At 59.8% G+C, this 12,588-nt stretch carries 11 protein-coding genes and 2 pseudogenes; 9 read left to right on the forward strand and 4 right to left on the reverse strand.

Going from position 1 to position 12,588, the window contains the following annotated elements; genetic code table 11:
- Window positions 1-44 precede the first annotated feature (44 nt).
- A complete protein-coding gene (locus CE636_RS11640; protein ID WP_072140371.1) occupies window positions 45-707 on the reverse strand; it encodes a YfdX family protein in 663 nt (220 codons plus the stop codon).
- A 239-nt stretch (window positions 708-946) separates the two neighbouring features.
- Between CE636_RS11640 and CE636_RS11645 the strand changes: the two genes are divergently transcribed.
- The 3 genes and pseudogenes from CE636_RS11645 to CE636_RS11655 form a co-directional block, all read left to right on the forward strand.
- Complete coding sequence (locus CE636_RS11645) at window positions 947-1,522, forward strand: HdeD family acid-resistance protein (protein ID WP_017899729.1); 576 nt, start codon at window positions 947-949, stop codon at window positions 1,520-1,522.
- A 26-nt stretch (window positions 1,523-1,548) separates the two neighbouring features.
- Entirely contained in the window at window positions 1,549-1,854 is a 306-nt protein-coding gene (gene hdeB / locus CE636_RS11650) for an acid-activated periplasmic chaperone HdeB (RefSeq protein WP_004206087.1), read from the forward strand.
- Between the two features lie 80 nt (window positions 1,855-1,934).
- A pseudogene (locus tag CE636_RS11655) lies at window positions 1,935-2,066 on the forward strand (cobalamin adenosyltransferase); the annotation flags it as partial.
- Here CE636_RS11655 and dhaR read toward each other — a convergent pair.
- Window positions 2,044-3,969, reverse strand: coding sequence for a dihydroxyacetone kinase operon transcriptional regulator DhaR (dhaR, locus tag CE636_RS11660; protein WP_017899728.1), 1,926 nt, complete (start codon window positions 3,967-3,969; stop codon window positions 2,044-2,046). The pseudogene CE636_RS11655 and the gene dhaR overlap by 23 nt on opposite strands.
- A 101-nt stretch (window positions 3,970-4,070) precedes the next feature.
- Window positions 4,071-5,168 carry a glycerol dehydrogenase gene (locus CE636_RS11665; RefSeq protein ID WP_017899727.1) on the reverse strand — a complete coding sequence of 366 codons (1,098 nt, stop codon included), beginning with the start codon at window positions 5,166-5,168 and terminating at the stop codon, window positions 4,071-4,073.
- Between the two features lie 251 nt (window positions 5,169-5,419).
- Here CE636_RS11665 and CE636_RS29575 point away from each other — a divergent pair.
- The 5 genes and pseudogenes from CE636_RS29575 to CE636_RS11695 all read left to right on the forward strand — a co-directional run bounded on the left by CE636_RS29575 (window position 5,420) and on the right by CE636_RS11695 (window position 10,647).
- Window positions 5,420-5,604 (forward strand): annotated as a pseudogene (locus CE636_RS29575) (hypothetical protein).
- Window positions 5,605-5,777: 173 nt separating this feature from the next.
- The gene (gene dhaK, locus CE636_RS11680) at window positions 5,778-6,848 is read left to right on the forward strand and encodes a dihydroxyacetone kinase subunit DhaK (protein ID WP_004206091.1); all 1,071 of its coding nucleotides are present in this window, start codon (window positions 5,778-5,780) and stop codon (window positions 6,846-6,848) included.
- 10 nt (window positions 6,849-6,858) lie between these two features.
- Window positions 6,859-7,491, forward strand: coding sequence for a dihydroxyacetone kinase subunit DhaL (gene dhaL, locus CE636_RS11685; protein WP_017899726.1), 633 nt, complete (start codon window positions 6,859-6,861; stop codon window positions 7,489-7,491).
- Between the two features lie 10 nt (window positions 7,492-7,501).
- Entirely contained in the window at window positions 7,502-8,923 is a 1,422-nt protein-coding gene (gene dhaM / locus CE636_RS11690; RefSeq protein ID WP_017899725.1) for a dihydroxyacetone kinase phosphoryl donor subunit DhaM, read from the forward strand.
- 74 nt (window positions 8,924-8,997) lie between these two features.
- Window positions 8,998-10,647, forward strand: coding sequence for a glycerone kinase (locus tag CE636_RS11695; RefSeq protein WP_017899724.1), 1,650 nt, complete (start codon window positions 8,998-9,000; stop codon window positions 10,645-10,647).
- Between the two features lie 154 nt (window positions 10,648-10,801).
- Here the strand turns inward: CE636_RS11695 and CE636_RS11700 are convergent, their stop codons facing one another.
- Window positions 10,802-11,578, reverse strand: a complete 777-nt coding sequence (locus CE636_RS11700; RefSeq protein WP_017899723.1) for a siderophore-interacting protein — start codon at window positions 11,576-11,578, stop codon at window positions 10,802-10,804.
- Between the two features lie 240 nt (window positions 11,579-11,818).
- Here CE636_RS11700 and CE636_RS11705 point away from each other — a divergent pair, with 240 nt between their 5' ends.
- Window positions 11,819-12,373 carry a PadR family transcriptional regulator gene (locus CE636_RS11705; RefSeq protein ID WP_017899722.1) on the forward strand — a complete coding sequence of 185 codons (555 nt, stop codon included), beginning with the start codon at window positions 11,819-11,821 and terminating at the stop codon, window positions 12,371-12,373.
- Window positions 12,374-12,588 lie beyond the last annotated feature (215 nt).

Genomic DNA, 12,588 nt, shown 5'->3' on the forward strand with positions numbered 1-12,588 from the left:
CTTGTCAGTCTCTTCCTCTGCGCTCTCTCAGGGTGGAACGAGGATCAGTTACCCGCCACCAGCATCTCGCTGTCCACCACGATGCCCTCTTCAGCGCCTTTCAGCACCAGATTCGCTTCGTAATACTTCCCGGCTTTCAGCAGTTTTTGCGCCTGCGCCACCGCCTTACGGGTCTGGTTAAGCGGCATCAGATACTGGTTCTCAATCACGCCAATACCGGCCAGACGCAGGGTATCGATAGCCCCTTTCTGATCGCCTTTCGCCAGTTTTTCGTTGGCAGATTTAATGGCACTCTCTTTTTCCGGGGTGGCCACATAGTCTTCAGACAAGGCGATGGTCGCATTGATCACCACATAGCGATCGGCGATCATTTTGGCTGTCGCGTCGGTTTTCACGAACTTCGCCCAGCTGGCGTCATCGGCGGCCAGCAGCGCGGCGGCGTCGTCTGTCAGTTTTTTGGCGCTCTCCGGCTGGCCGTGAAACAGCGCCAGACGGGCGAACTGGACGTCGCGCATCGCGTTCGCGCCCTGAACCGCCACCTGTAACACATCGGCGGCTTCTTTCTGCACCTGCGCTGTGGCTGCCGCGGCAGGCGCTGCCGTCGCGTTATCTGCTGCCCACACCGGAGAGGTCCCCATCATGGTTGCCAGCAGGCTCGCCAGAATGACTTTTTTCATCGTTAACTCCTGATTAAAATCGGTAAGCATCACCAAACGCAGCCAGCTTAAAAAATATCGTGGTTATTGAGAATCAGAGCCCGGAATCGATATTGCGGGCCTTGTCTGACAGCTGTCAGACAAGGCGTATAAAGTGACCTCAGCACTCTTATTTACGCCTGGCGATGGCACGGCCTACTATTTTCCTCAGACATTTCTTTTGGCCCGCTGAATAAATCATAACGTATTTTATTCAGCGTCAGGCCGCCAACCGGATCTGCGGAGCAATTATGTTTATGTTTAGCCATTACACCTTAAATGCGTTTAGCCCACGCGTCTTCATTCGATATAAACGGCATGCCGGCATGATGGCCGCCCTGCTGTTTATCTGCGGAGCCTGTTGTCTGGCCTGGCCATTGGTCGCCGGCTGGTATCTCGCCACGGTGACCGGCATGTTGTTCATGATCTGCGGCTTCTATTCGCTATACAGCCTGATTGTTTTCCGTCAGCAGCACTGGAAATCACGCCTGGTGGCGCTGATCTTCGCCATCGCCTGGATCGTGCTCGGCCTGAGTTTTGTCGTCAATCCCCTCAACGGCATGAGCAGTCTGGCCTTTTTATTCGGCCTTTTATTTGTTCTCGGCGGTATTTCCCGCATCGTCAGCGGATGTAAAACCCGAAAACAAAGCGGCGCTGGCTGGAATATTTTTATCGGTCTGCTGGATTTAATTATCGCCTGCCTGTGGCTGGCAATGAACCCGCAGCAAAGCTGGTTATTTATTACCGCATTTATCGGCGTTGAAATGATATTTAGCGCCATCGGCTTTCTGGTCCTGAGAAATAAGATGAAGCATGCTCGGGCTTAAGCCGTATTTTATGACTGGAGAAGAAAATGAATTTACCTAAAGCACTCGTATTGACCGTGGCGGCGACCACATTCTGTCTGATGACCAGCCCGGCATTCGCGGTACAGGAAACCACACCGCAGAATATGACCTGTCAGGAATTTATGGATATGAACCCGAAAAGCATGACCCCGGTGGCCTTCTGGGTAGTGAATCGCAACACCGACTTCAGCGGCGGGGACTATGTCGACTGGCATGAAGTCGAGACCGTCTCGGTGCCGAAAATGCTGCAGCAGTGCCACAAGAACCCCGCCGCTAAACTCGGCGACCTCAACTCGGTTATTAAAAAATAAGCCTTCCCCCGGCGCTCGCCGGGGAAAGTTAACCTCGTTACCCGCCGTTATGCGGCGGGCCCCGTCACACTCATCGCTAGCGCATTCGCACGGCAGAGGATGGCCAATTTGGCCCACTGCGCGACGCGCTCAAACGCTACAGCAATCGTCTGTCGGACGCCCTGTTCTCCATGGCGCGTATCGAGGAGGCTAGGCCTGATGCTTGCGCTTGAACTGGCTGGCGTCGATATCGTACTGCTTCATTTTGCGCCACAGGGTGGTGCGGCCAATATTCAGCAGTTGCGACATCTCCTGCACCCGCCCGCTGGTCACCCGGGCAGCGTGAATGATGGCCTCTTTTTCGATGGCGCTAAAGGTCAGGCTGGCCGGCAGCAGCGATGAGCCGCTATCGACCCCCGGCCGATCGGAAAAGAGATATTCCGGCAGGTTGCTTAGCCGAATGTGGCCGTTGTCGCTGCTGATGGCAATGTTCTCTATCACGCTGTTAAGCTCAAAATCATTTCCCGGCCACGAGTAGGCCACCAGTTGGGCCAGCGCGTCATCGTCCACTTTCAGCCGCGAAGAGAAACGCTTCTCCAGGCTCTTCAGCCGATTATGCACCAGCGACGGGATGCTGTTGCGCCGGGCGCGCAGCGGGGGGATGACAATCTCGAAGGAGTGCAGCGCATAGTACAGCTGGCGGCTAAAGCGGTTCTGTTCCACCAGGTTGGCCAGATCGACGGTGGTGGTGGCGATCACCTTCACATCCACCGGGATCAGGCGGCGGGCGTCGAGGCGGGTAAGCACTCCCTGCTTAATCACCTGCAGCAGGGCCGACTGCAGCTCCGGCGCCAGATACTCAATTTTTTCCAGAAACAGGGTGCCGCCATTGGCCAGCTCAAGGCGGCTCAGGCGGCCATTTTCATCGTCAGTGGGGGCGCTGCCCATAAAGTCCTGGCCCAGCACGCTGTCGGCATACAGCTGGCAGTTGACGGCGATATAGGGGCCGCCCGCCCGCTCGCTTTCATTGTGGATGGCCTGGCTCAGCAGCTCTTTCCCCACCCCTTCTTCACCGCACAGCAGCACCGGGAAGCCGCCGCGCGCCGCCTGGCGGCCAAAGTGGATCAGCCGCCGGGTTTCCGGATCGTCGGCTGACATCTGCTCAAAGGTGTGGCTGACTTTGCCCAGCTGGCTGGTCATCAGCTGCCGCATCTGCTCCACCGGGTGCAGCAGCAGAATAAAGCTGTTGCCTTGCGCCTCGACGATCGGTTTTAAGGTGATCACCGCGTCGATAAACTGGTGCTGGCTTTCAAAGGTAACTTCAACGTGATTCAGGCCGCGGGCGTGTTTGATGGCCCGGCGCAGCAGCGCCGGAAGGGTCACCAGATCGGCGATATTTTTCCCCTGGCTGGCCTGGGCATCAAGATGCAGCAGACTCGCCGCCTGAACATTGAGAAATTGCAGCACCCCCTGTTCGTTCCACGCCATCACCCCGTCGTCCATACTCTCCAGCAGGCCGTACATCTGATTAAGGTGGCGGTTGGATTCCGCCAGCAGGCTGTCGGTGAGCAGGGAATTGCCCACCTCGCGGGCGATGGCCAGCGTCAGGGAAAGGTCGGCGCTGGACTGGTGCTCCACCAGACAGCAAAGCGAGATAGAGCCGAACAGGCGCCCGTGGTTATCGAACACCGGCGTCGAACAAAAGCTCCATGGCTGCAGGGCCTGCTTAAAATGCCGATCGCCGGCGGTGTTGATCGGCTGCCCCTGCATCGCGGCCAGCGACAGCGCGCAGGTGCCGATAATGCTCTCCGCGCAGTAGCTGCCGTCGCGAAATCCCAGGTCAGCCAGCTGCGCCAGCGTTTGCGGTTCGCCGCAGCGGCTCAGGATGCAGGCGGTCTCATCAAGAATAAACAGCGCGCAGGGGCGACCGTCCATAAACTCCCAGGCGTCCTCCAGCGCCGCCTGACCGATGGTCAGCAGCGCGGTTTTACGCCGACAGATAGAGTCAAAAGTCAGGCCCTGAGCCTGGTGCGGCGTTTGCCAGGTTTCGCGCTGCATAAACTTGCTGCAGCGATGCCATGACTGGGCGATGACGGCAGAGACCGCCTTCCCGGTATCCTGAGTCTGAACAGTCATACTGTTTTCCGCGTTTTACCATAGAGAACCCCTCCGGCAGCCACTGCCAGAGGGGAGAAAGAGAAACCGCCGACCGGCGCCAGCGGTTTAGCCACCGCGAATTAACGCGCCAGCCACTGCTGGCCTAACAGATCGGCGGTGAGGATAGCGGCGTGCACGCTTTCCGGGGTCACCGCGAACGGCATATTGTGGATGGTCTCCCCTTCCGCGCAGGTGGCTTTTGCCACCGCGGTGATTTTCGCGTCGATCCCCTCTTTGACGCCCATCTGCGCGAGGGTCACCGGCAGGCCGACGCGCTGGCAGAAGCCCAGCACGGTTTCAATCTCGTCCATCGGGCTGTTCTGCAGCACCAGCTGCGCCAGGGTGCCGAAGGCCACTTTCTCGCCGTGATACAGGTGGTGACACTCTTCCAGAATGGTGAAACCGTTGTGGATCGCGTGGGCGGCAGCCAGGCCGCTACTTTCAAAGCCAATGCCGCTGAGGTAGGTGTTTGCCTCGATGATGCGCTCCAGCGCTTCGGTCACCACCCCGGCCTGCGCCGCCAGACGGGCCTTTTCGCCCTCCGCCAGCAGCGTATCATAGCACAGGCGGGCCAGGCTCAGCGCCGCCTCGGTGGACTGCCCCCCGGCCATGCTGGTGGCGCGCGCATCGTAGCAGGCTTTAGCCTCGAACCAGGTGGAGAGCGCATCGCCCATGCCGGAGACCAGCAGGCGTACCGGCGCTTTGGCGATAATCGCCGTGTCCATCACCACCATATCCGGGTTTTTCGGATAGATCAGATACTCTTCAAACTCGCCCGCTTCGGTGTAGATCACCGACAGCGCGCTGGTCGGCGCATCGGTCGAAGCGATGGTCGGGATCACCACCACCGGCAGCTTCTGGTAGTACCCGATCGCCTTCGCGGTATCGAGGGTCTTACCGCCGCCGATGCCGACCACGCCGCGGCAGCCCTGTTTTTGCAAAATCGCCATCAGGCGGTTAATTTCCGCATGGCTGCATTCGCCGTTAAACCGTTCCGCATGGCAGCGAATATCGTGACTCTGCAGGCCATTCACCACTTTCTCCCCCGCCAGCTTCATCACGAAGTCGTCAGCGATGACGAAGAAGCTCTCCGCCAGGTTTTTAGCATATTGACCGAACAGAACAGCAGCATCAGGACCCTGAAGATATTTGGCTGGAGATTGAATAACTTTTAGCATTCCTTTCACCCTCAAATAAGTGCGCATGTAGACATGATGAGCCCTGGCGTTATCCGCGCCGGCCGGTAAAGCGCGGCCTCAACGGAATGTACCGGAGCAGTGCGATCACTGTAGGGCCGGCAGGGAACAAAAAAATCTTTCGCCTTTTTGTTCTGATATGAAACACAGGTTAAATTTTTACGTTCCATATTGGAACAAAAAGCCCTGTTCTCCGTCAGGATTGCGATCCCGATCCGCTCCTCTGCCGCATAATTCCCCTACCATCCCCCTTTAGCGGCAGGCTTTTCCCGCGCAGCTGCGTGAAAATCAGCGAAAAATTTTTTCCGCCTACTGTGCCGGCTGCGATGACCGGGGCTTAAAGCAGGTGAAAAAAAGCGCGCCAGCTCGCATTTTCACCGTTTTCTCAGCAAAAACGTTCCATAAAGAAACAAAATAAGCAGGCGATGTTTCGTAATGAAACCCGATCGCCGGGGCATTCTTTTTTTCGTCCGCTCAGCCAGAATCATCATATCGCCAGGCACGCTGCACCGTCAGACGATACCCCTACGCGATGACCGCCTCCGCCAGCAGAGAGGCCGCATCGAACCTTCTCCAACGGAGCACTGAATAATGAAAAAGCTGATTAACCGTGTTGAAGATGTACTGAATGAACAATTACAGGGGCTGGCTAAAGCCCACCCGCAGCTTACCCTGCATCAGGACCCGCTGTACGTCACCCGCGCCGATGCGCCGGTGGCCGGCAAGGTCGCCCTCCTCTCCGGCGGCGGCAGCGGCCATGAGCCAATGCACTGCGGCTATATCGGCCAGGGGATGCTTTCTGGCGCCTGCCCGGGGGAAATCTTCACCTCGCCGACGCCAGATAAAATGTTCGAATGCGCGATGCAGATTGACGGCGGCGAAGGCGTCCTGCTGATTATCAAAAACTACACCGGCGACATCCTGAACTTCGAAACCGCCACCGAGCTGCTGCATGAGAGCGGCATTAAAGTCACCACCGTGGTGGTCGACGACGACGTGGCGGTGAAGGACAGTCTCTATACCGCAGGCCGCCGCGGCGTCGCCAATACCGTACTGATCGAAAAACTGGTCGGCGCCGCCGCCGAGCGCGGCGATTCGCTGGAGGCCTGCGCTGAACTGGGGCGCCGCCTGAATAATCTCGGCCACTCCATTGGCATCGCCCTCGGCGCCTGCACCGTACCGGCCGCCGGACAACCTTCCTTTACCCTGCAGGACGATGAAATGGAGTTCGGCGTCGGCATTCACGGCGAGCCGGGCATCGACCGCCGTCGCTTCAGCTCGCTGGACCAAACCGTCGATGAGATGTTCGATACCCTGCTGGAGAATGGCGCCTACAGCCGCACGCTGCGCCAGTGGGATACCGTCAAGGGCGCGTGGCAGGAAGTGAAGCAGAGCAAAACCGCGCTGCAAAACGGCGACCGGGTCATCGCGCTGGTCAATAACCTCGGCGCCACCCCGCTGTCCGAACTGTACGGCGTGTATCACCGTCTCGCCCAGCGCTGCGAAGCGTCCGGCATCATCATCGAACGCAACCTCGTCGGTAGCTACTGCACCTCGCTGGATATGGCGGGCTTCTCCATCACTCTGCTGAAAGTGGATGATGAGACGCTGGCGCTATGGGACGCCCCGGTTCATACCCCGGCGCTGAACTGGGGAAACTAAGGAGCACGACATGTCACTGAACAGAACGCAAATCGTCGACTGGCTGTACCGCTGCGGCGATATCTTCACCAAAGAGAGCGATTTTCTCACCGGCCTCGATAAAGAGATCGGCGATGCCGATCACGGCCTGAACATGCACCGCGGCTTCAGCAAGGTGGTGGAAAAGCTGCCGTCGATTGCCGATAAAGATATTGGCTTTATCCTCAAAAACACCGGCATGACGCTGCTCTCCAACGTCGGCGGCGCCAGCGGCCCGCTGTTCGGCACCTTCTTCATTCGCGCCGCGCAGGTCACTCAGGCTCACCAGAGCCTGACGCTCGACGAACTGTACCTGATGATCCGCGAAGGCGCGGACGGCGTCGTCAACCGCGGCAAAGCGGAGCCGGGGGATAAAACCATGTGCGACGTCTGGCTGCCGGTGGTGGACTCCCTGCGCCAGTCCAGCGAGCAGCACCTGTCGATCGCCGCCGCGCTGGATGCCGCCTGCAAAGCAGCGGAAGCCGGCGCCCACAGCACCATCACCATGCAGGCGCGCAAAGGCCGCGCCAGCTACCTTGGCGAACGCAGCATCGGCCATCAGGATCCGGGCGCCACGTCAGTGATGTTTATGATGCAGATGTTGGCCGCCGCGGCCAAAGAGTAAGGAAATCGCGATGGTAAACCTGGTTATTGTTTCTCATAGCGCCCGGCTGGGCGAAGGTGTCGGAGAACTGGCCCGGCAGATGTTAATCAACGACGGCTGCAAGCTGGCGATCGCCGCCGGGATCGACGACCCCGACAGCCCGATCGGCACCGACCCGATCAAGGTCATGGAAGCGATCGAATCCGTCGCCGACACCGACCACGTGCTGGTGATGATGGATATCGGCAGCGCGTTGCTCAGCGCCGAGACCGCTCTCGATCTGCTCGATCCGGCGATTGCCGCGAAGGTGCGGCTGTGCGCCGCGCCGCTGGTGGAGGGGACGCTGGCGGCCACCGTCAGCGCCGCTTCCGGCGCCGGGATCGACAAAGTGATCGCCGACGCCATGAACGCCCTGGAGGCCAAACGGATCCAGCTGGGTTTACCTTCGCCAACCCCTGACGCCGCGCCGACGCCGACGCTTGCCGACGATGGCGACAGCAAATCGCTTGCGGTGGTCATACAGAACCACAACGGCCTGCACGTGCGTCCGGCGTCGAAGCTGGTCGCCGCTCTGGCAGGCTTTAACGCCGATCTGCTGCTGGAGAAAAACGGGAAGTGCGTCAAACCGGACAGCCTCAACCAAATCGCCCTGTTGCAGGTGCGACGCAACGACAAGCTGCGCCTGCTGGCCCGTGGGCCAGAGGCCGATGCGGCGCTGGCGGCGTTTCAGGCGCTGGCCGCCGATAACTTCGGCGAATCGCCTGCGGCGCAACCGGCAGCGGCCCCGGCCACCTCCGGGCGCGTCGAAGGCATCGCGCTGCGCTATTCGCTGGCCCTGATCCAACCGGTGCGTCCAGCCGCCGCCGATGTCGCCCGCGAGCAGCAGCGACTGCGCCGGGCCATCGACCAGACGCTGGCGGAGCTCACCGCCCTGACCGAGCTGGCGGAGAATAAATTTAACGCCGACATCGCGGCGATCTTCGCCGGGCACCACACCCTGCTCGACGATGAGGATCTGTTTGATGCCGCCAACGATCGTCTGCTCACCGAGCCGTGCTCGGCGGAATGGGCGTGGCATCAGGTGCTGATGGAGCTCAGCCAGCAGTATCGCCAGCTGGATGATCCCTATCTGCAGGCGCGCTATATCGATATCGAAGATATTCTGCAGCGCACCCTGCGCCATCTGCAGGACGTTCAGGAGACGCTGCCGACGCCCGGCGAGCCGACCATTATTATCGCCGACAACATGTTCCCGTCGACTGTCCTGCAACTGGATGCCAGTCGCGTCAAAGGTCTGTGCCTGCGCGACGGCAGCGAACAGGCCCACGGCGCGATTATCGCCCGCGCGGCGGGGATCGCCTGGCTGTGCCAGCAGGGCGAGGCGCTGAACAGCGTGCAGCCCGGCGAGCCCATCGCGCTCGATATGCGCCACCAGCGCCTTATCCGCCACTAAATCCACTTTGACCGTTACCGCTCCGGAGGTCTGCCTCCGGAGGGTGAGTTTTCGCTTACTCTTCAGGAACCACTATGTCTCAATTCTTTTTTAACCAGCGCGCCAGCCTCGTCAACGATGTGATTGAGGGAACCATCATCGCCAGTCCGTGGAATAACCTCGCCCGGCTGGAGAGCGACCCGGCGATCCGGGTGGTGGTCCGTCGCGACCTGAATAAAAACAACGTGGCGGTGATCTCCGGCGGCGGCGCCGGCCACGAACCGGCGCACGTCGGCTTTATTGGTAAAGGCATGCTGACCGCCGCAGTCTGTGGCGATCTGTTCGCCTCGCCGAGCGTCGACGCGGTGCTTACCGCCATTCAGGCGGTGACCGGCGAGGCGGGCTGCCTGCTGATCGTAAAAAACTATACCGGCGACCGGCTGAACTTTGGCCTGGCGGCGGAGAAAGCGCGCCGTCTTGGCTACAACGTGGAAATGCTGATCGTTGGCGACGACATTTCGCTGCCGGATAATAAACAGCCGCGGGGCATCGCCGGTACGCTGTTCGTCCATAAGGTGGCGGGCTATTTTGCCGAACGCGGCTACAACCTCGCCACCGTTCTGCGCGAAGCGCAGTACGCCGCCAACCACACCGCCAGCATCGGGGTGGCGCTGGCCAGCTGCCATCTGCCACAGGAGGCCGACAGCGCGCCGCGCCATCAGGCCGGTCACGCCGAGCTGGGAATGGGCATCCACGGCGAGCCTGGCGCCTCCACCATCGCCACGCAAAACAGTGCGGACATCATCAACCTGATGGTGGAAAAACTGACCGCCGCCCTGCCGGAAACCGGCCGTCTGGCGGTGATGCTCAATAACCTCGGCGGCGTGTCGGTGGCCGAAATGGCGATCCTGACCCGCGAACTGGCTAACACGCCGCTGCAGGCGCGCGTTGACTGGCTGATTGGCCCGGCCTCGCTGGTGACGGCCCTGGATATGAAGGGTTTCTCGCTGAGCGCCATCGTGCTGGAAGAGAGTATTGAGAAAGCGCTGCTGGCGGATGTGGAAACCGCCGGCTGGCCACGGCCGGTGCAGCCGCGGACAGTTAACATCATGCCCTCCACTCTCGCCAGCGCACGCGTCGACTTTACGCCCTCTGCCAACCCGCAGGTGGGCGATTACGTCGCGCAGGTGACCAGCACCCTCGTCGGGCTTGAAGATCATCTCAACGCGCTGGATGCCAAAGTGGGCGATGGCGATACCGGCTCCACCTTCGCCGCCGGGGCGCGTGAGATTGCCGACCTGCTGCAGCGCCAGCAGCTGCCGCTGAACGACCTGCCCACGCTGTTCGCGCTCACGGGCGAACGCCTGACGGTGGTGATGGGCGGCTCCAGCGGGGTATTGATGTCGATCTTCTTCACCGCTGCCGGGCAGAAACTGGAGCAAGGCGCCAGCGTGGCCGAGGCGCTGAACGCTGGTCTGGAGCAGATGAAATTTTACGGCGGCGCCGATGAAGGCGACCGGACAATGATCGATGCTCTGCAGCCGGCGCTGACGGCGCTGCTGGCCGAACCGGAGAACCTGCAGGCCGCTTTTGCCGCGGCGCAGGCCGGCGCGGATCGCACCTGCCAGTCGAGCAAAGCCGGCGCCGGACGAGCGTCCTATCTCAACAGCGACAGCCTGCTCGGCAACATGGACCCCGGCGCCCACGCGGTGGCGATGGTGTTTAAGGCGCTGGCGGAACGATAAGCCTCCCCGGTGGCGCTGCGCTTACCGGGGCAACGTCACAGCGCCGAAGGGTAGGTCGGGTAAGGCGTTAGCCGACACCCGACAAAAAACGGCATCGCGGTTAGCCCGGATAAGGCACTACGCGCCGCTATCCGGGTTTTACCACGATGGCTTTTTACTTGCTGTGCCAGTACGCCTGCGAACGCACCAGCTGCTGATCGATGCTCTCATCTTCAAAGCGCGCCAGCAGCGATTTCACCACCGCGCCTTCACCGGTCAGCCAGATGAAATAATCCTCCGCCGGCACCTTCACCTGCGCCAGACGCTCGGCGACGAACGCCGGATTGTGGCCCACCACCCACTCGATGTTAAAGCCGTCGAGATCCGCCAAATAATCTTTATATGACGCATCAGCGATAGTGACGATGGCCGTCACCTGCGGCGTCACCGCCAGCTGACGCAATCCCAGCAGGCGACGACGCAGCGCCGGCATACCGGACTCATCGCAGACATATAACTGCCAGGCGTAATCCTCCGGCACCACCAGCGAGCCGCGCGGACCGCCGATCACCAGCTTATCGCCCACTTTTGCCTCCAGCGCCCAGCGGCTGGCAATTCCACCATCGTGGATAAAGAAGTCATACGCCAGCTCATGGCGTTCGGCATCGTACAGCGGCGTATAGTCGCGGGTAGCAGGCCGCACGCCCTCACCCCAGTCGATCCCCTCCTCGGTCACCTGCGGCGGCGCAAACGCCGCGCCCGGCTCCGGGAAGAAAAGCTTGGTGTGGTCGTCAAAGCCGCGGGAAACAAAACCTTCCAGCGCCTCGCCTCCCAGCACGATGCGCTGGAAGGCCGCGCCTGCGCGCTCCACGCGCAGCACCGTCAGCTCACGGAAACGCAGCTCATTGCGGACACGCTGCGGGTACTTGTCTGCTTTGGTTCTTGTCATCATCGATCGCCTTCGTGAACGGTAAATAGATATATCTAAACTCGATGCAAATGATAATGATTGCCAACTAAAAAGAATGCAAGTCTTTTTTTGATATAGTCAAAACAAACCGCATTAAAATACGTATATCAAAAATAAATATATAAATATCAAAGCATTAAAAAATAAATCGTAAGTTGCATTGCGAATATTCATTTTTTAGATATAAATTAGATATATCAAAAAAAACAACGAGAGGTAACCATGCGACATCATCATGAAGAGGGGCGTGGGCCACGCGGGCGCCACAGCGATCCCAGCGAACACGGCGAACATGGCCGCCGCGGCGGCGGACGTCGCCAGCGTTTCTTTGGCCACGGCGAACTGCGGCTGATTATTCTGGACATCCTCAGTCGCAGCGCCAGCCACGGCTATGAGCTGATCAAAGAGATCGAAACCCTCACCCAGGGGAACTACAGCCCCAGCCCGGGGGTGATCTACCCGACGCTGGATCTGCTCCAGGACCAGGGCCTTATCAGCGTGGAAGACGACAACGGACGCAAAAAAATCGTCATCAGCGAAGAGGGGAAACAGCTGCACGCGGAGAACCAGGAGCACCTGGCCCATATCCAGGAGCGTTTGCAGGCGCGGATGGTCGGCTTCGAGCTGCGCAGAGATCCGCAGATGAAGCGCGCGCTGGAGAATTTCAAAGCGGTCCTCGACCTGAAAGTGAACCAGCAGGCCAGCAGCGCCGCCCAGCTCAAGCAGATCATTGGCATTATCGACCGAGCGGCGATGGAGATCTCCCAGCTAGACTAAGCCTCTTTTCTCACCATCGGTTGCCCCGCGCTGGGGCAGCCCGCACCACGACGGATCGTCCCGCTAATGGCCGCAAGGCAGAAAATCTCGCCAGCTCAGGAATAAAACGTGCCAATAATGGCGCCATGAGATTAAATTTTACACATTTCGTCTTTTACTTTGCATTTATCCCGATTTTCACCGCTTCTGCCGAACTGGCGTAATCCCTGCAATAC

Origin of the sequence: Klebsiella sp. LY (assembly GCF_004010915.1) — a bacterium.
Taxonomy (GTDB): domain Bacteria; phylum Pseudomonadota; class Gammaproteobacteria; order Enterobacterales; family Enterobacteriaceae; genus Klebsiella; species Klebsiella quasipneumoniae.